Annotated in this window: 24 protein-coding genes and 2 pseudogenes; 10 read left to right on the forward strand and 16 right to left on the reverse strand. The window is 69.9% G+C overall.

The features are described 5' to 3' along the window. Positions 1 to 187: 187 nt before the first annotated feature. The 3 genes and pseudogenes from EES43_RS05530 to EES43_RS05540 all read left to right on the forward strand — a co-directional run bounded on the left by EES43_RS05530 (position 188) and on the right by EES43_RS05540 (position 2,556). The gene (locus tag EES43_RS05530; RefSeq protein ID WP_206429994.1) at positions 188 to 1,096 is read left to right on the forward strand and encodes a LysR family transcriptional regulator; all 909 of its coding nucleotides are present in this window, start codon (positions 188 to 190) and stop codon (positions 1,094 to 1,096) included. A gap of 64 nt (positions 1,097 to 1,160) precedes the next feature. Then, positions 1,161 to 1,259: pseudogene (locus EES43_RS31145) on the forward strand (NAD(P)-dependent oxidoreductase); the annotation flags it as partial. A gap of 73 nt (positions 1,260 to 1,332) precedes the next feature. Further along, a complete protein-coding gene (locus EES43_RS05540) occupies positions 1,333 to 2,556 on the forward strand; it encodes a TerD family protein (protein ID WP_124267658.1) in 1,224 nt (407 codons plus the stop codon). A gap of 122 nt (positions 2,557 to 2,678) precedes the next feature. Here EES43_RS05540 and EES43_RS31150 read toward each other — a convergent pair whose 3' ends face one another. From EES43_RS31150 to EES43_RS05560, 5 genes are all read right to left on the reverse strand, one after another. Beyond that, positions 2,679 to 2,909 carry a hypothetical protein gene (locus EES43_RS31150; RefSeq protein ID WP_003969918.1) on the reverse strand — a complete coding sequence of 77 codons (231 nt, stop codon included), beginning with the start codon at positions 2,907 to 2,909 and terminating at the stop codon, positions 2,679 to 2,681. A gap of 269 nt (positions 2,910 to 3,178) precedes the next feature. Next, positions 3,179 to 4,648, reverse strand: coding sequence for a hypothetical protein (locus EES43_RS05545; protein ID WP_124267659.1), 1,470 nt, complete (start codon positions 4,646 to 4,648; stop codon positions 3,179 to 3,181). A gap of 312 nt (positions 4,649 to 4,960) precedes the next feature. Continuing rightward, positions 4,961 to 5,959 (reverse strand): 2,3,4,5-tetrahydropyridine-2,6-dicarboxylate N-succinyltransferase, encoded by a 999-nt coding sequence (dapD, locus tag EES43_RS05550; RefSeq protein WP_124267660.1) that lies wholly within the window; start codon positions 5,957 to 5,959, stop codon positions 4,961 to 4,963. Positions 5,960 to 6,003: 44 nt separating this feature from the next. Next, complete coding sequence (locus EES43_RS05555) at positions 6,004 to 6,609, reverse strand: TetR/AcrR family transcriptional regulator (RefSeq protein WP_124267661.1); 606 nt, start codon at positions 6,607 to 6,609, stop codon at positions 6,004 to 6,006. Then, on the reverse strand, positions 6,609 to 6,935 hold the full coding sequence (locus EES43_RS05560; RefSeq protein WP_124267662.1) for a DMT family transporter: 327 nt from the start codon (positions 6,933 to 6,935) through the stop codon (positions 6,609 to 6,611). The genes EES43_RS05555 and EES43_RS05560 overlap by 1 nt, the downstream gene beginning before the upstream one ends. 287 nt (positions 6,936 to 7,222) lie before the next feature. Here EES43_RS05560 and EES43_RS05565 point away from each other — a divergent pair, with 287 nt between their 5' ends. Both EES43_RS05565 and EES43_RS31155 read left to right on the forward strand, forming a co-directional pair. Further along, positions 7,223 to 8,209, forward strand: coding sequence for a hypothetical protein (locus EES43_RS05565; RefSeq protein WP_124271798.1), 987 nt, complete (start codon positions 7,223 to 7,225; stop codon positions 8,207 to 8,209). Positions 8,210 to 8,293: 84 nt separating this feature from the next. Then, positions 8,294 to 8,854, forward strand: coding sequence for a recombinase family protein (locus EES43_RS31155; protein ID WP_277426086.1), 561 nt, complete (start codon positions 8,294 to 8,296; stop codon positions 8,852 to 8,854). A gap of 473 nt (positions 8,855 to 9,327) precedes the next feature. On the opposite strand, the gene EES43_RS05575 is transcribed toward EES43_RS31155, so the two are convergent. Beyond that, positions 9,328 to 10,551 carry a helix-turn-helix transcriptional regulator gene (locus EES43_RS05575; RefSeq protein WP_124267663.1) on the reverse strand — a complete coding sequence of 408 codons (1,224 nt, stop codon included), beginning with the start codon at positions 10,549 to 10,551 and terminating at the stop codon, positions 9,328 to 9,330. A gap of 761 nt (positions 10,552 to 11,312) precedes the next feature. Here EES43_RS05575 and EES43_RS05585 point away from each other — a divergent pair. Then, positions 11,313 to 11,750, forward strand: a pseudogene (locus EES43_RS05585) (NUDIX domain-containing protein); the annotation flags it as partial. A gap of 76 nt (positions 11,751 to 11,826) precedes the next feature. Then, positions 11,827 to 12,753 (forward strand): hypothetical protein, encoded by a 927-nt coding sequence (locus EES43_RS05590; RefSeq protein ID WP_206429995.1) that lies wholly within the window; start codon positions 11,827 to 11,829, stop codon positions 12,751 to 12,753. 395 nt (positions 12,754 to 13,148) lie between these two features. Here EES43_RS05590 and EES43_RS05595 read toward each other — a convergent pair whose 3' ends face one another. The 9 genes from EES43_RS05595 to EES43_RS05635 all read right to left on the reverse strand — a co-directional run bounded on the left by EES43_RS05595 (position 13,149) and on the right by EES43_RS05635 (position 20,185). Further along, positions 13,149 to 13,514 (reverse strand): VOC family protein, encoded by a 366-nt coding sequence (locus EES43_RS05595; protein ID WP_124267665.1) that lies wholly within the window; start codon positions 13,512 to 13,514, stop codon positions 13,149 to 13,151. A 73-nt stretch (positions 13,515 to 13,587) separates the two neighbouring features. After that, a complete protein-coding gene (locus tag EES43_RS05600; RefSeq protein WP_124267666.1) occupies positions 13,588 to 13,926 on the reverse strand; it encodes a metal-sulfur cluster assembly factor in 339 nt (112 codons plus the stop codon). Next, positions 13,923 to 14,378 carry a Fe-S cluster assembly sulfur transfer protein SufU gene (sufU, locus tag EES43_RS05605; protein WP_164493118.1) on the reverse strand — a complete coding sequence of 152 codons (456 nt, stop codon included), beginning with the start codon at positions 14,376 to 14,378 and terminating at the stop codon, positions 13,923 to 13,925. The genes EES43_RS05600 and sufU overlap by 4 nt, the downstream gene beginning before the upstream one ends. Positions 14,379 to 14,388: 10 nt before the next feature. After that, positions 14,389 to 15,657: a cysteine desulfurase gene (locus EES43_RS05610; RefSeq protein ID WP_124267668.1), complete on the reverse strand. Its 1,269-nt coding sequence runs from the start codon at positions 15,655 to 15,657 to the stop codon at positions 14,389 to 14,391. Then, positions 15,654 to 16,418, reverse strand: a complete 765-nt coding sequence (gene sufC, locus EES43_RS05615; protein WP_124267669.1) for a Fe-S cluster assembly ATPase SufC — start codon at positions 16,416 to 16,418, stop codon at positions 15,654 to 15,656. The genes EES43_RS05610 and sufC overlap by 4 nt, the downstream gene beginning before the upstream one ends. A gap of 7 nt (positions 16,419 to 16,425) precedes the next feature. Then, positions 16,426 to 16,743: a bifunctional 3-phenylpropionate/cinnamic acid dioxygenase ferredoxin subunit gene (locus EES43_RS05620; RefSeq protein WP_124267670.1), complete on the reverse strand. Its 318-nt coding sequence runs from the start codon at positions 16,741 to 16,743 to the stop codon at positions 16,426 to 16,428. Then, the gene (sufD, locus tag EES43_RS05625; protein ID WP_124267671.1) at positions 16,743 to 17,924 is read right to left on the reverse strand and encodes a Fe-S cluster assembly protein SufD; all 1,182 of its coding nucleotides are present in this window, start codon (positions 17,922 to 17,924) and stop codon (positions 16,743 to 16,745) included. The genes EES43_RS05620 and sufD overlap by 1 nt, the downstream gene beginning before the upstream one ends. A 99-nt stretch (positions 17,925 to 18,023) precedes the next feature. Then, positions 18,024 to 19,445, reverse strand: a complete 1,422-nt coding sequence (gene sufB / locus EES43_RS05630) for a Fe-S cluster assembly protein SufB (protein WP_124267672.1) — start codon at positions 19,443 to 19,445, stop codon at positions 18,024 to 18,026. Beyond that, a complete protein-coding gene (locus EES43_RS05635) occupies positions 19,442 to 20,185 on the reverse strand; it encodes a helix-turn-helix transcriptional regulator (protein WP_124267673.1) in 744 nt (247 codons plus the stop codon). The genes sufB and EES43_RS05635 overlap by 4 nt, the downstream gene beginning before the upstream one ends. Before the next feature lie 136 nt (positions 20,186 to 20,321). Here EES43_RS05635 and EES43_RS05640 point away from each other — a divergent pair, with 136 nt between their 5' ends. The 3 genes from EES43_RS05640 (at position 20,322) to EES43_RS05650 (ending at position 23,065) form a co-directional block, all read left to right on the forward strand. Further along, entirely contained in the window at positions 20,322 to 21,248 is a 927-nt protein-coding gene (locus EES43_RS05640; RefSeq protein WP_124267674.1) for an ABC transporter ATP-binding protein, read from the forward strand. Beyond that, positions 21,245 to 22,012, forward strand: a complete 768-nt coding sequence (locus EES43_RS05645; RefSeq protein WP_124267675.1) for an ABC transporter permease — start codon at positions 21,245 to 21,247, stop codon at positions 22,010 to 22,012. Before EES43_RS05640 ends, EES43_RS05645 begins: the two co-directional genes overlap by 4 nt. A 66-nt stretch (positions 22,013 to 22,078) precedes the next feature. Further along, on the forward strand, positions 22,079 to 23,065 hold the full coding sequence (locus EES43_RS05650; protein WP_124271800.1) for a COX15/CtaA family protein: 987 nt from the start codon (positions 22,079 to 22,081) through the stop codon (positions 23,063 to 23,065). 85 nt (positions 23,066 to 23,150) lie between these two features. Here EES43_RS05650 and EES43_RS05655 read toward each other — a convergent pair whose 3' ends face one another. Further along, positions 23,151 to 23,528 carry a hypothetical protein gene (locus EES43_RS05655; protein WP_124267676.1) on the reverse strand — a complete coding sequence of 126 codons (378 nt, stop codon included), beginning with the start codon at positions 23,526 to 23,528 and terminating at the stop codon, positions 23,151 to 23,153. Positions 23,529 to 23,665: the final 137 nt, after the last annotated feature.

Genomic DNA, 23,665 nt, shown 5'->3' on the forward strand with positions numbered 1-23,665 from the left:
GATGTGGCGGCGGCGGGTCAGGCGGCGCACATCCCTCTCCTTTTCGCGCTGCGGGGCACGCACCCGGTACTTCGGGCGCGGCGTCGACGTCCAGAGTAGGACGGCCGGGCGCTCCGGTCGAGAAGGCATCGACGAAGGAGCGATAGGGTTTCCCTTCCAGAGCCAGGGGCGAGGGGCGGGGCGGGGCGTGCGGATCGAGCAGCTGGAGTACATCGAGGCGGTCACCCGGCTCGGGTCGCTGCGCCGGGCGGCGGAGGAACTGCACCTGTCCCAGCCCGCGTTGAGCGAGACCGTACGGAACCTGGAGCGCGAGCTGGGCGTCACGGTGCTGGACCGGAAGCGTTCGGGGGCGACGATCAGCGACGCGGGGCGCGAGCTGCTGCCGCACATCATCGGCGTGCTGGACGCGGTGGACCGCCTGCGCCGGGCCGCCGACGAACAGCACCGCACCAGCCGCACGGTCCGCCTCGGCACGGTGTTCGCGGCCACCGTGCCGCTGCTGGTACCGGCGATCCGCACGTTCCACACGCTGCACCCCGCCACCGAGGTGGAGGTCATCGCGGCGCAGCAGTCGGCCATCCACCGCTCGTTGCTGGAGGGCGGCGTGGATCTCGGGCTGGTGAACTACCTGGAGGGCGACGACCAGGCCCCCGACCTGCACACCACGGAACTGCTGCGGGGGCGGCCGGTGGTCTGCCTGCGTCCCGACAGTCCGCTGGCCTCGCGGGAGTCGGTCGGGGTGGAGGATCTGCTGGGCGCGCCGCTGATCGTGATGCGTGCGGGCTATGTGATGCACCGCTTCACTCACCGGCTGCTGAAGGGCCGGTCGCCGTCCTTCTCGTATGCGGCGGACGGGGCGGAGATGGGCAAGCTGATGGTGGCGGAGGGGCTGGGGGTGACGCTGCTGCCGGACTACAGCGTGGTCGGGGATCCGCTGGAGCGCGCGGGGGCGATCACCTGGCGGCCTCTGGCGGCCGACACCACCACCGTGCTCCTGGTGCTCCAGCGCAGCCGCTCCGGCTCGGTCACCCGGGCCGCCCGCGACCTGCACCGGATTCTCGTGGAGCGGGCCGAGGCGCATCGCGCGGACGGCTGAGCGGGCGGACCGACCGCAACCGGCGGAGTCCGGCGGGAGGCGGGCCGGCTCTCCCGGTGACGGCGCGAAGCCCACCGCCGAGCAGGGCGAGCCGGCCCCGGACGACCCGGCCCACGCCTATGTGGGCGGGCATTGCGTGACGGACCCGCCCGTATGGCCGCACGGGATGGGCCAAACGGCTGCCACGAGCGGGAAGGTAAGGGAACGGCAAAGCGGGGTCGTTCGTTACCCCGTGCATGACCGCAATGACCCCCGGCTCGAACATCCCTCTCTCCGTCGCCCGCGTGGCGGTGGACGTCGCCGCACCGGTGCGGCTCGACGTCTCGGGCCTGCTGCTCACCGCCGACGGCAAGGTGCGCTCCGACGACGACTTCATCTTCTACAACCAGCCCTCGGGTCCCGGCGTGACCTACCGCTCCGGCGGCGGTTCGTCGCCCGACGCGATCGTGGTGGACACCGCCGCCCTCCCGCCCGGCATCGAGAAGATCGTCGTCACCGCCAGCCCTGACGCCGAAGGCCAGACCTTCCAGGGCGTCGAGCCCACCGCCACCGTGCGCAACGCCGACGACGGCACGGCGCTGGCCACCTTCACCCCGCCCCGGCTGGGCTCCGAGACGGCGCTCGTGGTCATCGAGATCTACCTGCGCAACGGCGCGTGGAAGGCCCGCGCGGTCGGCCAGGGCTACGCGAACGGGCTGGCCGGCATCGCCACGGACTTCGGCGTCACGGTCGAGGAGCCCGCCGCTCCGGTCCCGGCCGCCGCTCCGGCCGCCCCCGCCGCTCCGGCCGCCCCCGCCGCTCCGGCGGCCCCGCGGATCACTCCGCCGGCTCCGGCCTCCGCCGCTCCCCCGGCGCCGCCCGCCGCCGCGCCCGCCGCTTCGGGGAAGATCAACCTCGACAAGGGCCGGGTCAACCTCCAGAAGAACCAGACCGTGTCGCTGGTCAAGGGCGGGGCCCCGCTGCTCTCACAGGTCAAGATGGGCCTCGGCTGGGAGCCCGCGTTCCGGGGCAAGGACATCGACCTGGACGCCTCGGTCATCGCCTACGGGCCCAACCGCAACCACCTGGACAGCTGCTACTTCGGCAAGCTCGCCATCCTCAACGGCTCCATCAAGCACTCCGGCGACAACCTCACCGGCGAGGGCGCGGGCGACGACGAGGTGATCGTCGTGGACCTGGGCCGCATCCCCGCCGAGGCGACGGGCCTCGTCTTCACGGTCAACTCGTTCACCGGCCAGAAGTTCAACGAGGTCGCCAAGGCGTACTGCCGGCTGATCGACGCGGCCACCGGCGAGGAGTTGGTCCGCTTCGACCTGACCGGCGCCGAGCCGCAGACCGGCGTCATGATGGCGAAGCTGATCAAGCAGTTCAGCGGGGAGTGGGAGATGACGGCGATCGGGGAGTTCGTGAAGTCCCGCACCGTGCGCGGCATGGTGAAGCCCGCCTCGAAGGCCCTCTAGACGCCGTCCGGCGTCCGGCCCCCGCGGGCGGCCGGGGGCAGCGACGGAGTCCGGGGCGCCTGATCGATGTCAGGCGCCCCGGATCCGGAGAGCATGGGCGGCGCGCTCGCTCGTCGCGCCCCTCAGAGCTTGGTCAGCTTGGAGTACGGGCTCAGGATCCTTCCCTGTCGCCCCGAGAAGTCGATCAGGACTGCGTCGTTGTCGCCCTCGACGGCGAGGATGCGTCCGAGACCGAACTGGTCGTGCGACACCCTGTCGCCCACATCGAAGCATTCGACCGGTGGGGCCTCCTGGGCCGGGCGGTTGAAGGGACTGGAAGGCAGGTGACGCCGGGATCCGGCTGACTGTTTCATTACGTCGAGTATGCGCCCTGGGAAGGCCCGACGCCATGCCCGTCAGCCGCCCCGGGCCCAGAAGTGCCGGATTCGTAATCCGCCGCCGCACCGGCCGGTCAGCGCTTCCACCGGTCTCCGGCGGCGGAACCGCGCGGAACGCCGCGCCGGAAAGACCCCCGAACGTGTGGCGGGCGCTCCCCGCACCGCCGCTCCGCGCTCCCGCTTCGAGGTCCTCCGGCCCCGCCGCTCCCGACCCCTCGCCGCTCCCGACCCCTCGCCGTCGCCGCTCAGTCCGCCGCGCGCGACCGCGCCTTGAAGGCGGCCTTGCGGGCCTCCTTGGCGGCCTTCTTGTCGCCGTGCAGCCGTCCCATGGCCTCCAGCACGTCGGCGGTGGCCGGGTGGTCGACACGCCAGACCTCGTCGAAGAAGCCGCTGTGCTGCGCGGAGAGCCCTTCGATCAGGCCCTGGAGCTCGTCGAGGTCGCCGTCCGCGTCGAGCTGGGCGGCGATGGTGTCGATGGCGAGCCAGAAGATCATCGACTCCGGCGGGACGGGCACGTCGGCAGCGCCGCGCTCCGCGAGCCAGACCCGGGCCAGACCGCCGAGCTCCGCGTCCCCGAGCACCGCGCGTACGGCCGGTTCGGCCTCCGGGCCGGCGAGCGCGAGGGCCTGCTGGCAGTTCAGGCGGCGCAGCGGCGCGCCCGCGTCCGTACCGCGCGCCGCCGCCAGCAGCTCGGCCGCGGCGGCCACGGAGCCCTCCGCCCCGAACCCGGCGAGCCAGAGCCCGACCTCGGCACGGGCCGCGGACTCCGGGTAGTGCGCGATGCCGTCGAGGAGCGCGTCGGCGCCCTTGCCGGCGAGGTCGCCGACGGCCGGCGCGTCCACACCGGCCTCCAGCATCCGGGCCCGGACGCCGTACAGGCCGAGCGGGGTGAGCCTGACCATGCCGTACCGGGTGACGTCGTCCTCGTCGGAGGCCCCCGCGGCGTCCTCCTCGCCCGCCTCCACCATCAACGACTCGTCGACGGGCTGGTACTCGATGATGCCGATGGGCTCCAGCAGCCGGAACTGGTCGTCGAGGCGCATCATCGCCTCCGACACCTGCTCCAGGATGTCGTCGGTCGGCTCGCCCATGTCGTCGGGGACGATCATCGAGGCGGCGAGGGCGGGCAGCGGCACCGGGCCGTCGCCCGCGCCGTTGTCCGCGAGGGTGAGCAGGTAGAGGTTGCCGAGGACGCCGTCGAGGAACTCCGCCTCCGCCTCCGGGTCCCAGTCCAGCGCGTCGAAGTCGATCGAACCGTCCTCGCCCACGAGGTCGGCGAAGTCGTCGAGGACCGGTGCGGTGGCGTCGGCGTGCACGGCGTCGAGGCCGTCGAGCCAGATCCCCAGCACGTCCTGCGGGGAGCCGCCGGTGAGCAGCGCCAGGTTCTCGCCCTGCGTGACGGTGCCCTCGGCCTCGTCCGAGGGCTCGTCCTCCTCCGGGTCCGTGACGTCGAGGAGGCCGGTGTCCACGGCCAGCCGCCACGCCTCGCTCGCGTACGCCGCGCCGTCCTCGTCGGCCGGCAGTCCCAGGTGCTCCGCGGCGGCCGGCAGCTGCGCCTCGGCGAGCTCGCCGCCGGCCCCGACCCGGGTCTCGGGCCCCGCCCAGCGGGCCAGCCGGACCGCGCGGACGAACAGCGGGGCGGCCAGCGCGTCCCGTGCCAGTTCGGCCTCGGAGGTCAGCCGCACCGGCGGCAGGGTCGGGCGCTCTGCGGACATCGGGGGTTCTCCTCGGTGCGTGCTCGGGGGCGTACGAGGTGTGTACGCGCTTCAGCCGCCCAAGCCTAGACGCATTTCGGCGCATGCCGCCCGGTTCGGGCGGGGCGGGGACGGCGTTCTCCGGACAACCTTGACAACCGCCGTACGGGACCAGGGGATTGACGCGTGTAGACCGGGTCCCGGCACCGCCGGCCGGTGCGGTGCGGGCCCGTGACCGCCCTCGCCTCTCTCGGAGCCCGGGACGCCCGCGCCCCGCCGGGCCGCGCGGTGGCCGACGGGCCGCGCGGTGGCCGACGGGCCGCGGGACAGTCCTTAGTTGTGGGCGTGCAGGACGTCGTTCAGGCCGCCCCAGACCGCGTTGTTCGGGCGGGCCTCGACGGTGCCGGTGACCGAGTTGCGGCGGAAGAGGATGTTGGAGGCGCCGGAGAGCTCGCGGGCCTTCACGACCTGTCCGTCCGGCAGCGTGACGCGGGTACCGGCGGTGATGTACAGCCCGGCCTCCACGACGCACTCGTCGCCGAGCGCGATCCCGACGCCGGCCTCGGCGCCGACCAGGGAGCGCTCGCCGATCACGATGCGCTCCTTGCCGCCGCCGGAGAGCGTGCCCATGGTGGAGGCGCCGCCGCCGATGTCGGAGCCGTCCCCGACGACGACGCCGGCGGAGATGCGGCCCTCGATCATGGAGGTGCCGAGCGTGCCCGCGTTGAAGTTCACGAAGCCCTCGTGCATGACGGTCGTCCCGGCCGCGAGGTGCGCGCCGAGCCGGACCCGGTCCGCGTCGGCGATCCGCACGCCCTGCGGGGCGACGTAGTCCGTCATCCGCGGGAACTTGTCGACCGAGGTCACCTGGAGGTGCAGCCCTTCGGCGCGGGCGTTCAACCGCACCCGCTCCAGGTCGTCGACCGCGACCGGGCCGAGCGAGGTCCAGGCGACGTTGGCCAGGTGGGCGAAGATGCCTTCCAGGTTCTGACCGTGCGGCTTCACCAGCCGGTGGGAGAGCAGGTGGAGTCGCAGGTAGACGTCGTGCGCGTCGAGCGGCTTGTCGTCCAGTGAGGCGATGACCGTGGAGACGGCGACGACCTCGACGCCGCGCCGGGCGTCCACACCGATGGCCTTGGCGGCTCCCTCGCCGAGCCGGTTCACGGCCTCGTCCGGGCCGAGGCGCTCCGTACCGGCCGGGCCGGGTTCGGAGGTCAGCTCGGGGGCGGGGAACCACGTGTCGAGGACGGTGCCGTCACCGGCGATGGTGGCCAGTCCGGCGGCGACGGCGCCGGTGGTGCGGGAAGAACCCTGGGAAGTCGTGTCGGTCATGAACAGCAACCTAACCGGCGGCGGCCCGCCCGGGCCAACCGGTCTCAGCCTCCGGCCTCCGGCGAAGCGCCCGCCCGTGCGCCGCCGGGCGCGGGGATGATCCTCGCCAGCATCTCGCGGGTGTGGCCGGCGTCGAAGGCGGAGCCGGTGAGTAGCGCCCGGAGGCAGATGCCGTCCATCAGCGCGACGAGCGCGCGTGCGGTGGCCGGATCGGTGTGCCGGGACAGTACGCCGACGGCCGCGTCGGCCCACTCGGCGGCGACCGGGCGCAGCGCGGGTCGGCGCAGGGCCGCCAGGTACAGCTCGTACTCCAGCTCCGCGGCTCCGGACTCACCGGCGAACCACCGCTCCAGCAGCCGGGTCAGCTCATCGGCGAGGCCGGCCGGGCCGCCGCCGTCCTCGCCGGACGGTTCCGCCGCGAGGACGGGGCTCTCCCGGAGGGTCCGCGCGAAGTTCTCGTCGAGCCGGCGCAGGGCGGCGACCAGCAGTTCGTCGAGGGAGCCGAAGTGGTACGTGGTCGAGCCGAGGGGCACGTCGGCCTCGGCCGCGACGGTGCGGTGGCTGAGTCCCGCCATCCCGTGCGCCGCGACCACGCGCAGGGCGGCGTCGACGATGCGGGTGCGCCGGTCGGGGTCGTACCGCCGGGCCATCAGTGCGCGCCGCCCAGGTTGAGCACGACCACCCCGACGATGATCAGCGCGATGCCCGCGAGCTTCACCGCACCGGCGGACTCCCCGAGGAACAGGATGCCGATGGCCGCGACCGCGGCGGTGCCGGCCCCGGCCCAGATCGCGTACGCGGTGCCCACGGACAGCGTCTTGAGCGTCTGCGCGAGGAGCGTGAAGGCGATGACGTAGCCGACCACCGTGGCGAGCGAGGGCCACAGGCGGGTGAAGCCCTCGCTGTACTTCATGGCCGTCGTCCCGGCCACCTCCGCCGCGATGGCGCCGGCCAGCAGTCCGTATGCGTATCCCATGGGTGCGACGGTACTCAACGTTGCGTACGGCCGTACATATCATCGGCCCGCGTCGGGAGCGCTACGGTGTGCCGACCGACAACACGGCCCGGTACACGGGCCGACGACACGACGGAGACGCAGTGGCGCAGGATGCAGGGTGGGGCGGTGGCCCGTACGGGGGCGCGCCTCACGGCGGGGGGCCGTATCCCGGGGGCGCGCCCGGGCCCGCGGGCGGCTGGAACGGTGGCTGGGCGGCACCGCCCAAACCGGGCGTGATACCCCTGGCGCCGCTGAGGGTCTCGGACATCCTCAGCGGCGCCTTCTCGACGCTCGGGCGGTACTGGAAGCCGCTGATCGGGATGGCGCTGACGCTGTTCGGGGCGGCGACGCTCGTGATGGCCGTCGCGCTGGTGGTCGCCGCGTCCACCGTCGCGAGCAAGTGGGACGAACTGACGTCCGGCTCCCCGGACGCCCCCGATGCGGCGGAACTGGTCCCGCTGGGCGTCGCGTTCAGCGTCCTGATGGTCCTCGGCGTCGCCGCCTACCTGCTGGCCTCGGCCGTGGTGCAGGCGGCGGTGCCCGTGGTCCTCCAGGAGGCCGTCCTCGGCCGCCCGATCCGCTTCGGCGCCGTCTGGAGCCGGGCGTGGTCGCGGGCCTGGTCCGTCATCGGCACCGCGCTCGTGATGGGGCTCGTCGCGATCATCCCGATGGCGTTCTTCATGACCGCCTTCGCCGGGCTGATGGTCTACCTCGTATCGCTGGGCGACGAGCACGGCGTCCTGCCGATGATGTGGTTCGGCCTCCTCGGCGCGCTGCTCGTCGCCCCGGCGGCGACCTGGCTCTATGTGCGGTTCAGCCTGGCCCCGACGATCGTGGTCTTCGAGAAGCAGCGCCCGGTCGCGGCCCTGCGCCGCTCGGCCCGGCTGGTGCGCGACAGCTGGTGGCGGGTCTTCGGCGTCGGGCTGCTCGCGTACGCGATGGCCGCCGTCATCGCGCTCATGATCCAGGGACCGTTCCAGCTGGCCGGCGCGCTCCCCGGCCTGTTCGAACGCGCGGACACGACCGCCGAACGGAGCGGCGGGGAGATGATCGCCCTGTTCGGCGGCCTGATGCTGCTGTCGCTCGTCAGCCAGCTGGTCGCCCAGCTCTTCACGGCGATCTTCCCGCCCCTGATGGTCGGCCTGCTCTACGTGGACCGCCGGATGCGCACCGAGAACCTGGGCCCAATCCTGGCCGAGGCGGCAGGGCGGACACTGCCCGAGCAGTACGGCCCGCCACCCGCCCAGAGCTGACGCCGGGCTCAGCCGGTCAGCGTCCGCTTCGGGCGGAGCACACAGAACTCATCGCCCTCGGGGTCGCCCAACACACGGAACCGTATTGCCCCGTTCGACCGCCCCGCCCTCGGCGCGTGGCTCGCCCGACCCGAGCGGTACGACGTGCTTGTCCGGTGGCCCTTTGACCGTGCCATCCGGTCCATGAGCGACATGCACGACCTTGCCAAGTGGGCAGAGCAGCAACGAAAGATGCTCGTCTTCGCCGAGGGAGTCGGCGGGGGCAAGCTCGTCTCCGACTTCCGCAATCCGGTTGACCCGATGGCCGAGTTCCCCATGATGATGCTCGCCTTTGCGGCACAAGTGGAAGCGCAGAGCATCAAGGACTGTGTTACCGGCGCTATCGCTGCCATCCGGAAAATGCCGCTTCGGTGGCGGGGTGGCGGTCGTCCGCCGTACGGCTATATGCCCGCCCCCGTGCCCGCCGAGTTCGGCGGTATCGGGTGGACGCTCGTACCAGACCTCGGCGCGGTGACGATCATTGAAGGGGTCGTCCGAGGTGGACCCCCGCTGTCATTGCGCGGATGTTGCGTAACGAAACGCTGCTCGGCTGGAAGATGCGCGGGGGCCGCATGTACCTGTCCAGGCCGACAAAGAACGGCGTAAGCGTGCACCCCTTCTACACGTGCGACAGCTCGGTGAGAGGCGACGCGTGCGGGCTGCCCGCCGACGTGCGCGCCTGCCGGGCGGACGAGCACGTTGAAAACCGAGTTCCTGCGCGTGGTCGGCCCGGTCCAGACGACTCACGTAGTCGAGATCCCCCGGGGACGACCCGGAGCCCGAACTACTGGCCACGCTCGCGGAGTTCCGGGAGCACCAGGAACAGCAGGGGCGGCAGAATCCAAGCACTCTGCGGCCGAGTGGCAAAGGCGGGCGGACGCACTCGACAACCGGGGGCTCCTCTCCCCTCCCGTTCCAGATCGGCAGGGAGGCAAAAACTCGCGTGGCTCAATAGCGCGTTTCCGTGGAACGCCATGACCCCCGAAAATTTGTTCTCTTGCCCCCAATGATCGAGCCCATAGGGTTTGACCATCGGGAGCCTTGCATCTGAGCCGCCCACACCCGGTTGCAAATTCCACCTACATATCGCCTTCCGGAAACGCCTTCAGCTCCTGATACGCCTCTCTCAAATCGCAGGCTTCGGAGAGCTGCCGATTCTCTACGGCCTTTACGACTTCCAGTGCACGCCAATGATTGGACGGCACGATGCGACCCGATAGGATTGCGCGCTGCGCAGCGTCGCACGCTTCGTCCAGTCGGTCACTTCCGAGCAGGGCCAATGCCAGGTCAATATTTGCTGAAGCCACGCGCCGAGGCCATTTCTCTACATCGTCATCGGGAGCAAGTTTGGCGATTACTTGGCGTGCGTAGCCTTCGGCCGCTGGATCTCCTACCCATGCCAGCGTTGTCGCGGTATAGGCAAGGGCCTTGCCCGGGTCATATTGATAATGGTGCTCGGTTCCTTTTCCTGGAACCATTCCGGCCGACATGTGATGGACACGCTCGATAGCGGAATATGCCCCCTTCCCCTCTCTGAGTCGCGCTCTCGCCCGCCCTTCCTGCGCGGTGGCTTGTATTGCAGCCGAGGTTCCGGCGGGTGCCAAGTTCTGTGCAATCAGCGAAAGTTCGAGAGCACGCTTGTAATCACCCTCCGTGAGGACCCTCCAAGCGTCAGTCTCATAACACCATGCTTCTATCTCGCGGTGCTCCGAGTGTTGCGCCAGGGTCGCCGCTGTCTGCAAACGGGCTGTCGCCGCATCGTCCTGATGCAAGTCGATATGGAGTGTGGCCCCGAGCAATTGGAACCAACCACCGACGACGTGCAGACGGCGTTGCTCTGCAAGGGTCATGCGTGCATCCATAAGACGCGCCACATATGAAGAATGCTTACGGACTCGCCGTAGCAGATCCTGGGGCGGGGATACGGGATACTTCATGGCTAGGTCATCAAATGAAGATTCGAGACGGTCCAGCGTTTCCCGACCCACATCACTTGCCGATACTCGCCGGGCGAGTTCAAGTGCATCGAATTCATCGTCATCGTCAGGTAGATCGGTGGCAATCCAGCCACTGCGCGATGCAGGCGGAGCATAAGCGTCGGGCACCATCAGCGCGTCCAGTTCTGCCGACGTGACCCCCAGCACCTTCGCGATTCTCGGACGCTGCCACGGTTGAGGGCCATTCTTGCCGCCCTCCCAGCGCTGAACGGTCGAGCGGTCAACACCTACCGCTTCCGCGAATCCCTCTTGGTTGAGCCCGCACGCTTTCCGGCGCTCCGCCAACCTCCGTCGCCGGCTGCTCATCGTGGCCCGTCCCCTCTCGCGCCGGCGCGTCTTCCCTGGCCAGCGTAGCCAGTGCGGCCGGCGTGCGGCGAAACTGCGGCCTTTCTGCCGTGGTCTCGTGGCGTCAGTCGCGCTTCTGTGGGGCAACAGCCAACGCCCGAAGCAGACTTGATCGAATAGCGAGTTGGTGATCATGGCGAGCCAGACCACGACGCACGCAGGCACCACAGGGAGGACCGACGCCCCGCCGTTTGGACCGCTGCCGTCTCCTCAGCCTGTCGCCGGATGCGCGCACTGCGACAAGGTCGCCATAGACCGCGACCATGCCAAGGCCAACGGTGACGATAGCCACGTGAGCGACTGCAAGACAGGACAGGGCACGTGGCGTACCTGCCCGGGCCGACGCATCCGCCGTCGCCGTTCCGCCCCGAGGGGTGCCCGAACTGCATCCCCCGGCGGGACAGCCTGTGGGACAGGCTCGGCACTTCGCGCGGGCCAAGATCGTGTTCGCGGTCGCCGCTATGGCAACAGCGCCTCCCACACTGGCGGCGACAGGCCGTCACTGATCCCCGTTCCCCTCGCGGTGTCGCACGGCTCCCCCGTGCTGATTGCACAGACCCGCGAGGGGAACGGGCTCCAACTCCCGCTCCGGTGCTGGAAACCCGGGACAGGTCGAACGGTCGGGGCGGGTCCGCAGAAGCCGGGCGTGACCTGCGCCTCACTGCATAGGTTGAGCCAGCATCGCAAGCACCGAACGTGCTTGCCTTATCGAAAGGGTGCATATGAAGCGAATCGTTGCGCGAATGTGGAAACTGATTCGCGGCCCGCTGCAATGGCGCGTCCTGTGGTTCGCGCACGCCAAATTCATGGTTGGTGTCACGGGAATTGTGCGCAATGAGGCAGGGGAAGTCCTGCTGCTGAAGCACCGCATGTGGCCCGCCGATCGCCCATGGGGTCTTCCTACCGGATACGCCATCAAGAGCGAGGAATTCCCGAAGACCATTGTTCGCGAGGTCAAAGAAGAAACGGGCCTTGACGTGGTGCCGGGGCGACTCGTTCAGGTAACCAGCGGATATAAGCTCCGTGTGGAAATCGCGTACGAGGCTCTGTACGTGGGTGGAACGCTCAAGATTGACGGCTTCGAGATTCTGGAGGCGAAATGGTTCAGCTCGGGCATGCTCCCGGAGGGCATGCAAGAGTCTCACATTCAACTCATCAAGACGGGTTCCCGACCTGACGGAACTCGCCCCGAACGAGTCCGTCACGGGAGCGCGGGCAATAGCAGCCCTTTCCGCCATGCGCGCCGACGCGTCCCCGCTCACGGACAAGCACCACGCCCACGTATTCCGCCCACTCTCGGAAATCCTCAGCCGATGGGCGGCCGACGGGATCGACACCACGCCCTTTGACGCTGGTGTGGAGGACGCCAAGCGCCGATACACCGACTACGGGCTATCGCGGATGCTGCCGCTCGACCGCGTGTTGGTCGGCTGCGAATCCACGCGCCCGGGGGCCTTCGGCGGATTCCACCACCCGGACCAGGGATACCGGCATCTCCAAATGGTCGCCGTCATCACCATGCACGGCCCCATGGAACGACGAATCCCCGAGCGTCCCGGCCTGGCGCTGCTCGACCTGCTGCGCGCGTACACCCATGACTGCCTTCACTACGGATCGCGTCGGCGATATGTAGAAGTGGCGGGCTTGCCCGTGCGCACCCAGTACGGAATCAACTACCGCCGCGCAACCGGACACTCGTACTCGGTCGCCGACGCATACGGAAGCCGTCACACGAGAAATCTCGGAGTCGTCATGGAAGGGGCGTGCGACAGGGAAGCGCGCTCCATCACCCGGAAAGCAGCCGAGCGCTTCGACATCACGGAACCCGTAGACGTTCTGGGCGCACTCGCATTCCGAGATGTGACGGGAACGCTCACCGAAGAGGACAGTCAGCGAGCAGTGGACGTTTCGGAAAGAGCAGAGCGGGCGCAATACGCCTCCGCACTTCGGAACTACGAAATAGGCGTGAACCGCCGGTACTTACACTTCCTCGGGGAGTTCGCCCCGGGGGAAGAGAACGAGTGCCACACGCGGTTGCTCGCGGCCGTCATCAGCGGCGACACGACGACGCTCGGGGCATGGCTCGACGACCGCCACGGCCCCGGCACGTTCGCGGGCCTGTTCCGGACGCCGGGCTACTTCGAGCCCGGACTGACCGCGTAGGCGGTCACCTGGTCGGCCCCGTCCGTGCGTCGCCTCCGTGGCACACGGGCGGGGCTTCGCACTGTCCGAATCCTCATCGACAGAAAGACGCACTCATGCGCGTACCCATCTCCTACATGGCAGCCCGCAGCAGCGACCTGGCACCCCTGGCAGGCACGCTATGACGACGTCACCGTCCCACTGCAACGCAGGTACTGAGGCCCCCTGGGGAGAAACAGTGCGGACTTACCAGAGGGAAGGTCTTCACGGCGATCTTCCCGCCCCTGATGCTCGGCCTGCTCTACGTGGACCGCCGGATGCGCACCGAGAATCTGGGCCCGGTCCTGGCCGAGGCGGGCGGGGCGGACACTGCCCGAGCAGTACGGCCCGCCACCCGCCCAGGGCTGACGCCGGGCTCAGTCCGTCAGCGTCCGCTTCGGGCGGAGCACGCAGAACTCGTTGCCCTCGGGGTCGGCCAGCACCGCGAACGTCGCGTCCGGCCCCTGTCCGACGTCCACCCGCCGGGCGCCGAGCGCGATCAGGCGCTCGACCTCGGCGGCCTGGTCGTCGGGGGCGAGATCGAGGTGCAGCCGGTTCTTGACGGTCTTCGACTCCGGTACGGGCAGGAAGCACATGCCCGGCCAGGCCGTCTCGTCGGCTCCGATGACGATCTCGTCCTCGGCCTCGAACAGCACCCGCCAGTCGAGCACCGCGCACCAGAAGCGGGCCTGGCGCGGCAGGTCGTGGGCGTCGACGGCGAGGTGGTACAAGCGAACGGCCATGCCCGCCAGTCTGCCTGGCGGGCATGGCCGTTCGCGGTCGGACCGGGGCGTGTCGCACCGGTCCGCCGCGCGGTCAGACGTTGAAGCCGAGCGCGCGCAGCTGCTCGCGGCCGTCGTCCGTGATCTTGTCCGGACCCCACGGCGGCATCCAGACCCAGTTGATCCTCAGCTCGCTGACGATGCCGTCCGTGGCGGACTTCGCCTGGTCCTCGATGACGTCGGTCAGCGGGCAGGCCGCCGACGTCAGGGTCATGTCGAGGGTGGCGATGTTGGCGTCGTCGACGTGGATGCCGTAGATGAGGCCCAGGTTGACGACGTCGATGCCCAGCTCGGGGTCGACGACGTCGTACAGGGCCTCGCGGACCTCCTCCTCGGAGGCCGGCTTCATGGTCGCGGTCTCTTTGTCGCTCATGCGGTTTTCCCTTCGGACAGCGCCTTGGCCGTCGCGTCCTTCCACGCCATCCAGCTCAGCAGCGCGCACTTGACCCGGGCCGGGTACTTGGAGACGCCGGCGAACGCGACCGCGTCCTCCAGCACCTCCTCCATCGCGTCGTCCGGCTCCAGCTGGCCCTTGGACTGCATCAGCTCCAGGAAGGTCTCCTGGATCTTCTGCGCCTGGGACAGCTCCTTGCCGACGAGCAGCTCGTTCAGCACGGAGGCGCTGGCCTGGCTGATGGAGCAGCCCTGCCCCTCGTAGCTGACGTCGGCGATGGTGTCGCCGTCGTACTTCACCCGGAGCGTGATCTCGTCGCCGCAGGTCGGATTGACGTGGTGCACCTCGGCGTCGCCGTCCCGCAGGCCGCGCCCGTGGGGGTGCTTGTAGTGGTCCAGGATCACTTCCTGGTACATGGAATCAAGCTTCACCAGTCAGCCCTCAGCCGAAGAAGTTCCGGACGTGCTCCAGTCCGTCCACCAGGGCGTCGACCTCGGCGGGCGTGGAGTACAGATAGAACGACGCTCGCGTGGTCGCGGGAATTCCGTACCGGAGGCAGACCGGCCGCGCGCAGTGGTGGCCGACCCGGACGGCGATGCCCTGCTCGTCGAGGACCTGGCCCACGTCGTGCGGGTGGATGTCGCCGAGTGTGAAGGAGATCGCGGCTCCCCGGTCCTCGGCGGTCGCCGGACCGATGATCCGCAGGTCCGGGACCTCCAGCAGCCGCCGCACCGCGTACTCGGTGATCGCCCGCTCGTGCTGGTGGATCTTCTCCATGCCGATCGCCGAGAGGTAGTCCACGGCCGCGCCGAGGCCGACGGCCTGGGCGATCGGGGGCGTACCGGCCTCGAACTTGTGCGGGGCGGGGGCGTACGTCGAGGAGTGCATCGACACGGTCTCGATCATCTCGCCGCCGCCGAGGAACGGCGGCAGGTCCTCCAGGAGCTCCTGCCGTCCCCAGAGCACGCCGATGCCGGTCGGACCGACCATCTTGTGACCGGTGAAGGCCACGAAGTCGGCCTGGAGCGCCTGCACGTCGAGCACCATGTGCGGGGCCGCCTGCGAGGCGTCGATGCAGACCAGCGCGCCGACCTGCTGGGCGCGGCGGATGATCTGCTCGACCGGGTTGACCGTGCCCAGGATGTTGGAGACCAGGGTGAAGGAGACGATCTTCGTCTTCTCGGTGATGATCTCGTCGATGTTGGACAGGTCGAGCCGGCCGTCGTCCGTGATGCCGAACCACTTCAACTTCGCGCCGGTGCGCTGCGAGAGCAGCTGCCACGGCACGATGTTGGAGTGGTGCTCCATCTCGGTGGTGACGATCTCCGTGTCGCGGTCCACCCGGTAGGGCTCGTCCGCCCAGCCGAGCATGTTGGCCACGAGGTTCAGCGACTCCGAGGCGTTCTTGGTGAAGATCACCTCGTCGCGGCTGGGTGCGTTGATGAAGGCCGCGACCTTGTCACGGGCGCCTTCGTACAGCGCGGTGGCCTCCTCGGCGATCGTGTAGACGCCGCGGTGCACGTTCGCGTTGTGCCGCTCGTAGTACTCGTTGAGCGCGTCGAGGACCTGACGCGGCTTCTGCGAGGTCGCCGCGGAGTCCAGGTAAACGATCTTCTTCCCGTCGTGGACCGTGCGGTCCAGGATCGGGAAGTCCTTGCGGATCGCCTCGGTGTCGAGGAGGCCGGAGAGCCCCGGTCGGGCGTCAGTCACGCGGAAGCGCCACCCTTCGTGTAAGCCTCGTAGCCCTCGTTCTCCAGCTTGTCGGCGAGCTCGGCGCCGCCGGACGCGGCGATGCGGCCGTTGGCGAAGACGTGCACGAAGTCGGGCTTGATGTACTTCAGGATGCGGGTGTAGTGCGTGATCAGCAGCGTGCCGACCTCGCCCGACTCGCGGACCCGGTTGACGCCCTCGGAGACCGTCTTGAGCGCGTCGACGTCCAGGCCGGAGTCGGTCTCGTCCAGGACGGCGATCTTCGGCTTGAGCAGCTCCAGCTGAAGGATCTCGTGGCGCTTCTTCTCACCGCCGGAGAAGCCCTCGTTGACGTTGCGCTCGGCGAAGGACGGGTCCATCTGGAGCTGCGCCATCGTCTCCTTGACCTCCTTGACCCACGTGCGCAGCTTGGGGGCCTCGCCGCGGATGGCGGTGGCGGAGGTGCGCAGGAAGTTGGAGACGGAGACGCCGGGGATCTCGACCGGGTACTGCATGGCGAGGAACAGGCCGGCGCGGGCCCGCTCGTCGACGGACATCTCCAGGACGTCCTCGCCGTCCAGGGTGACCGTGCCGCCGGTGATCGTGTACTTGGGGTGACCTGCCAGCGAGTACGCGAGGGTGGACTTGCCGGACCCGTTGGGGCCCATGATGGCGTGGGTCTCGCCCTGCTTCACGGTCAGGTCGACGCCCTTGAGGATCTCCTTCGTGGCGTTGTCCGCCTCGACGGTGACGTGCAGGTCGCGGATTTCAAGCGTTGCCATGGGTGACTCAGGACTCCTGGGTGACGGAGACGAGCACATCGTCCCCTTCGATCTTTACGGGGTATACGGGGACGGGGCGCGTCGCGGGTAGGCCGGACGGCTTGCCGGTGCGGAGGTCGAACGACGATCCGTGCAGCCAGCACTCGATCATGCAGTCCTCCACCTCGCCCTCCGAGAGCGACACGTTCGCGTGCGAGCAGATGTCGTTGATCGCGAACACCTCGCCCTCGGTGCGGACGACGGAGACGGGTGTGCCGTCGAGCTCCACCCGCTTCGGGGTGTCGTCCTCCAGCTCACTCAGCGCACAGGCCCTGACGAAGGACATCAGACGGACGCCTTCAACTCGGCCTCGATCTTCTCGATGAGCCGCGCCTCGACGTCCGGCAGGCCGATCTGCTGGACCAGCTCGGCGAAGAAGCCGCGCACGACCAGGCGGCGGGCCTCCTCGGCGGGGATGCCGCGGGACTGGAGGTAGAAAAGCTGCTCGTCGTCGAAGCGGCCGGTCGCCGAGGCGTGTCCGGCGCCGACGATCTCGCCGGTCTCGATCTCCAGGTTGGGCACCGAGTCGACCCGGGCGCCGTCGGTGAGGACGAGGTTCCGGTTCATCTCGTAGGTGTCGGTGCCCTCGGCCGCGGCCTGGATGAGGACATCGCCGATCCAGACGGCGTGCGCGCCGTCGCCCTGGAGGGCGCCCTTGTACACCGCGTTGGACGTGCAGTGCGGGGTGTTGTGGTCGACCAGGAGGCGGTGTTCCTGGTGCTGGCCCTTGTCGGTGAAGTACAGGCCGAAGAGCTCCGCCTCGCCGCCGGTGGCCGCGTAGGCGATCCGCGGGTGCAGGCGGACGAGGTCGCCGCCGAGGGTGACGATGATCGACTTGAAGGAGGCGTCCCGGCCGACCAGCGCGTTGTGCTGGCCGACGTGGACGGCCGTGTCGTCCCAGTCCTGGACGGAGACGACGGTCAGCTTGGCGCCGTCGCCGATGACGTAGTCGATGTTGGCGGCGAGCACCGCGTCGCCGGTGTGGTCGATGACGACGACGGCCTCGGCGAATGCCTCCAGCTCGATGACCTGGTGGCCGTAGGCCACACCGCCCTCGCCGTGCACCGCGATCCGGACCGGCTCGGTGAGCACGGTGTCCTTGGCGACCGTGACGACGGATGCCTGTGCGAAGGAGGAGTACGCCTGGGCAGCGACCCGGTCCACCGGGGTGCCGGCCCTGCCGAGCCGCGCGTCGTCGCGGCCGACGGTCTCGACGGTGACGCCCTCGGGCGCGTCGATCGCGACCTTCACACCGCTGCCGGTGGCGACGGCGGTGCCGTCGTGCAGCCCGCGCAGCCGCTCCAGCGGCGTGAAGCGCCACTCCTCCTCGCGGCCGTGCGGAACGGGGAAGTCCGCGACGTCGAAGGACGGGGGTGCGCTCATGCGGGTGGCGACGGTGGACTCGGCGGCCACCGCGATGGAGCCGGCGGTGGTGGAGCCCGCCGGAGTGTTCTGAGCCTCAGCCATGGCTGTCGTAGTGCTCGCTTTCTTCAGTCAAGAACTCGGGGCGTTCGGTAGGGCGGGGACGGCCGCCGCGGGCCGTCCCGGTGGTCCTCGGGCGAGGACCTAGCCGACCGAACCCTCCATCTGCAGCTCGATCAGCCGGTTGAGCTCCAGGGCGTACTCCATGGGCAGCTCCTTCGCGATCGGCTCGACGAAGCCGCGCACGATCATCGCCATGGCCTCGAACTCCGTGAGTCCGCGGCTCATGAGGTAGAAGAGCTGGTCCTCGGAGACCTTGGAGACGGTCGCCTCGTGGCCCATCGACACGTCGTCCTCGCGGACGTCGACGTAGGGGTAGGTGTCCGAGCGCGAGATGGTGTCGACGAGCAGAGCGTCGCAGAGCACGTTGGACTTCGCGCCCGGCGCGCCCTCGCCGATCTCGATCAGGCCGCGGTAGGACGTACGGCCGCCGCCTCGCGCCACCGACTTGGAGACGATGTTGGACGAGGTGTTCGGGGCCATGTGGACCATCTTGGCGCCGGCGTCCTGGTGCTGGCCCTCGCCCGCGAAGGCGATGGACAGCGTCTCGCCCTTGGCGTGCTCGCCCATCAGGTAGACGGCCGGGTACTTCATGGTCACCTTGGAGCCGATGTTGCCGTCGACCCACTCCATGGTCGCGCCCTCGTAGGCCACGGCCCGCTTGGTGACCAGGTTGTAGACGTTGTTCGACCAGTTCTGGATGGTCGTGTAGCGGCAGCGCCCGCCCTTCTTGACGATGATCTCGACCACGGCGCTGTGCAGCGAGTCCGAGGAGTAGATCGGGGCGGTGCAGCCCTCGACGTAGTGGACGTAGGCGTCCTCGTCGACGATGATCAGCGTCCGCTCGAACTGGCCCATGTTCTCCGTGTTGATACGGAAGTAGGCCTGGAGCGGGATGTCGACGTGGACGCCCTTGGGCACGTAGATGAACGAGCCGCCGGACCACACGGCCGTGTTCAGCGAGGCGAACTTGTTGTCGCCGACCGGGATGACGGTGCCGAAGTACTCCTTGAAGAGCTCCGGGTGCTCCTTCAGCGCGGTGTCGGTGTCCAGGAAGATGACGCCCTGCTCCTCCAGGTCCTCGCGGATCTGGTGGTAGACGACCTCGGACTCGTACTGCGCGGCGACGCCGGCGACCAGGCGCTGCTTCTCCGCCTCGGGGATGCCGAGCTTGTCGTACGTGTTCTTGATGTCCTCGGGCAGGTCCTCCCAGGACTCCGCCTGCTTCTCCGTGGACCGCACGAAGTACTTGATGTTGTCGAAGTCGATGCCCGAGAGGTCGGAGCCCCAGTTCGGCATGGGCTTCTTGCCGAAGAGCTTGAGGCCCTTGAGCCGCAGCTTCAGCATCCACTCCGGCTCGTTCTTCTTCTCCGAGATGTCGCGGACGACGGCCTCGGACAGGCCGCGCTTGGCCGCCGCGCCTGCCGCGTCGGAGTCGGCCCAGCCGAATTCGTACGTACCCAGACCCTCGAGCTCAGGGTGGGCAGTCTCCGTGGGGAGCGTCATGCGGGGTTCCTCCCGGCCGTGCTTGCAGATGCTGAATGGGTGGTCTGTGGGGGTGCTGCGTGGCCGCTGCGCGGCACGTACGTCGTGCACACGCCGTCGCCGTGGGCGAGGGTGGCCAGACGCTGCACATGGGTCCCGAGGAGGCTGGAGAAGAATTCCGTCTCCGCCTCGCACAGCTGTGGGAACTGCTCGGCGACATGCGCCACCGGGCAGTGGTGCTGGCACAGCTGCTCGCCCCGCTGGGGGCCCGGCGCGCTTCGCGCCGTAGCAGCGTACCCGTCGGCGGTCAGGGCCCTGGCCAGCGCCTCGGTACGCCGCTCGGGCTCGGCGGACTCGACGACGGCACGGTACGCCTCGCCCATGGACGCCATCCGGGCGCGGGCGAAGGCGGCGACCGCCTCGTCCCCGCCGGAGTCGGCGATCCAGCGCAGCGCGTCCGCGGCCAGCTTGTCGTAGGACTGGTCGAAGGCGTCCCGGCCGCAGTCCGTCAGGGCGAAGACCTTGGCGGGCCGGCCGCGCGTGCGCGCTCCGTAGACCCGCTGCTCGCGGGCCTCGACGACGTCGTCGGAGACGAGGGCGTCGAGGTGCCGGCGGACGGCGGCTTGCGTGAGGCCGACGCGCTCGGCGAGCTCGGCGACGGTGGACGGACCGTGGTCCAGGATCGAGCGCGCGACCCGGTTGCGCGTGGAGCGCTCACCGGTCGCGAACTCTTCCTGCGGAGTCCCGCCGACGTATTTCACAACACCATTGTTGCGTAATTCGTTCGACCCTGACAACCACAGTCCGAAACGATCTACGGTGTGGTTCGTCACTTAGGGTTACCTAATCTGCCCCCGGGACCCGCCCGCTCCGGGCCCCTGCCTAGACTTACCGGCCATGGAGAACGAGCCCGTCGTACAGGTCAGGGGCCTGGTCAAGCGGTACGGCGCGAAGACCGCGGTGAACGGCCTCGACCTGGCGGTCCCGGCCGGCGCGGTGAGCGCCGTACTCGGCCCGAACGGCGCGGGCAAGACCACCACCGTCGAGATCTGCGAGGGCTACCGCCGCCCGGACGCGGGCACCGTGCGGGTCCTCGGACTCGACCCGGTCGCCGACGCCGGACGGCTGCGCCCCCGGATCGGCGTGATGCTCCAGTCGGGTGGCGTCTACTCCGGAGCCCGCGCCGAGGAGATGCTGCGCCACATGGCGAAGCTGCACGCCCACCCCCTCGACGTGGACGCCCTGATCGAACGCCTCGGCCTCGGCGGCTGCGGACGCACCGCCTACCGGCGGCTCTCCGGCGGCCAGCAGCAGCGCCTCGCGCTCGCCATGGCGGTCGTCGGACGCCCCGAGCTGGTCTTCCTGGACGAGCCCACCGCCGGCCTCGACCCGCAGGCCCGCCGCTCCACCTGGGAGCTGATCCGCGAACTGCGCGCCGACGGCGTCTCGCTCGTGCTGACCACGCACTTCATGGACGAGGCCGAAGCCCTCGCCGACGACGTGGCCATCATCGACGCGGGCCGGGTCATCGCCCGGGGCACCCCGGAGGAGCTGTGCCGGGGCGGCGCCGAGAACACCCTGCGCTTCACCGGCCGTACGGGCCTGGACCTCGGCTCGCTCGCCAAGGCGCTGCCCGACGGCTCCGGGGCGGCCGAGACGGCGCCCGGCGTCTACCGCATCACCGGCCGGATCGACCCGCAGCTCCTGTCCACCGTCACCTCCTGGTGCGCGCAGCACGGCGTCATGCCGGACGGCATCTCCGTCGAGCGGCACACCCTGGAGGACGTCTTCCTCGAACTGACCGGCAAGGAGCTGCGCGCATGAGCGCCGGTACGTACAGCCCGCGCCCCGGCGCCGCCCCGCTCCCCCGCATGATCGCCGCGCAGACCGCGCTGGAGACCCGGATGCTGCTGCGCAACGGCGAGCAGCTGCTGCTGACGGTGATCATCCCGACGCTGCTGCTGGTGCTGTTCAGCGCGGTCGACATCGTGGACACCGGCGCGGGCGCGTCGGTCGACTTCCTGGCCCCGGGCGTCCTGGCGCTGGCGGTGATGTCGACGGCCTTCACCGGGCAGGCCATCGCCACCGGCTTCGAGCGCCGCTACGGGGTGCTCAAGCGGCTCGGGGCCTCGCCGCTGCCGCGCTGGGCGCTGATGACCGCGAAGACGCTGTCGGTGCTGGTCACCGAGGTGCTCCAGATCGCGCTGCTGACGGTCATCGCCCTCGCTCTCGGCTGGTCCCCGCAGGGCGGCCCGCTCTCCGTGCTGCTGCTCCTGGTGCTGGGCACCGCCGCGTTCTCCGGGCTCGGGCTGCTGATGGCCGGGACGCTGAAGGCGGAGGCGACGCTGGCCGCCGCCAATCTGGTCTTCCTGCTGCTGCTGGTCGGCGGCGGCGTCATCGTGCCACTGGAGAAGTTCCCGGACGCCGTGCGGTCGGTGCTGGAACTGCTGCCGATCTCGGCGCTCTCCGACGGCCTGCGGGACGTCCTCCAGCACGGGGCCGCGATGCCGTGGGCCGATGCCGGAATCCTGGCGCTCTGGGCCGTGCTGGGGCTCGGCGCGGCGGCCCGGTTCTTCCGCTGGGAGTAAGGACTTTCGCGGGCATCCAGGTACGAACCCACCCCTCGTGAAAACATGCACAAGCCCCCGCCTACGATGGTCGGCGTGGAAACCCCCATCTCCTCCATCGCCAAGCGCTGGACGCCCTCCACCAAGGTGGTCAAGCGTGCCGCGCTCTCCGCCGTCGTGATGAGCGTCCTCATCATCGTCACGGGCGGGGCCGTCCGGCTGACCGGTTCGGGCCTCGGCTGCGACACCTGGCCCAAGTGCACGGACGACAGCCTGTTCGCGACGCCCGAAGAGGGCATCCACGGCGCCATCGAGTTCGGCAACCGGATGCTGACCTACGTCCTGTCGGCCGCGGTCGGCTGGACGATCGTCGCCGTCAGCTCCCTCAACCCGCGCCGCCGCAAGCTGGTCCGGCTGGCCTGGTCGCAGTTCTGGATCGTGCTGGGGAACGCCGTCCTCGGCGGCATCACGGTCCTGGCCGGCCTCAACCCGTGGACCGTCGCCGGGCATTTCCTGCTCGCCAACTGCCTGCTCGCGGTCACCGTGATCACCTGGGTCCGGATCGGCGAGGGCGACGGACCGCCCCGCCCGCGCGCGCCGCTGCCGGTGCGCCGGCTGTCCTGGGCGATCCTCGCGACGACCGTGGTCCTCATCGTGCTGGGCACCGCGGTCACCGGCTCCGGAAAGCACGCCGGGGACAGCAGCGACGTACCGCGCATGCCGTGGGACTGGTCGGCCGCCGCGCATGTGCACGCCATCGCCGCCTGGGTGGTCTGCGCCCTCGCCATCGCCCTGTGGCTGGCCCTGCGCGTGGCCGACGCGCCCGCCGACACCCTGGCCCGCGCCCGCGACCTGCTGATCGTGCTGCTCGCGCAGGGCGCCATCGGCTATGTGCAGTACTTCAGCGACGTACCCGAAATCCTGGTCGGCGTCCACATGCTCGGCTCGGCGCTGCTGTGGATCGCCGCCCTGCGCGTCGTGCTGAGCATGCGCGAGCGCGGCGACGACGTGCCCGCCCCGCTCCCGGGCCCCTCGGCCGAGCGGGCCGAACCGGCGTCCGCCCCGGCGGGCTGAGCCGGAGGAACGACCCCGAAGGGGGCGGCGGGCCGATGCCCGCCGCCCCCTTCGCCGTGTCCCGGCCCTTACGGCGGAGTGAGCGTCAGCGGTCGTTGGACGGTCCGCCGACCTGGATGCCCGCCATGCGCGACCACTCGTACGGGCCGGTGCGGACCCGGGCGGCGAACTCGCCGTCGAACTCCTCGTGCATCGTGATCCCGGACTTGTGCGCGGCGCTCTCGGCGACGGCGTACGTCGGGGCGACCAGGTCGCCCCAGGCGCCGTCCGCGCCGACCAGGACGATGCGCGCGCCCGCCTGGCCGATGTAGGCAAGCTGCCCCTCGGCCCCGCCGTGCTCCTTGGCGAAGGAGCCGATCTCGCGGGCGAGCCTCGCCGCCCTGCGCTCCGCGCGGGCCGCGCGCCGGGCGTCGGCGCGGCCGGTCTCTTCGGTGTCTGCTGCGTCTGCTGCCGTCTCTGCCATGGACACGATGCTACCGACGAGTAGATCCACTGGCGACGGGCGGGCCGCGTGGCTTGGGCCACGTGGCCCGCCCGTCGGCGGACTTACGGAGGGAGGAGCGCTGGGGCCTGTCTGACCGATTCCCGTCGTCGCCGGCA

The sequence above is a fragment of the Streptomyces sp. ADI96-02 genome, assembly GCF_003846185.1.
Taxonomy (GTDB): Bacteria; Actinomycetota; Actinomycetes; order Streptomycetales; family Streptomycetaceae; genus Streptomyces.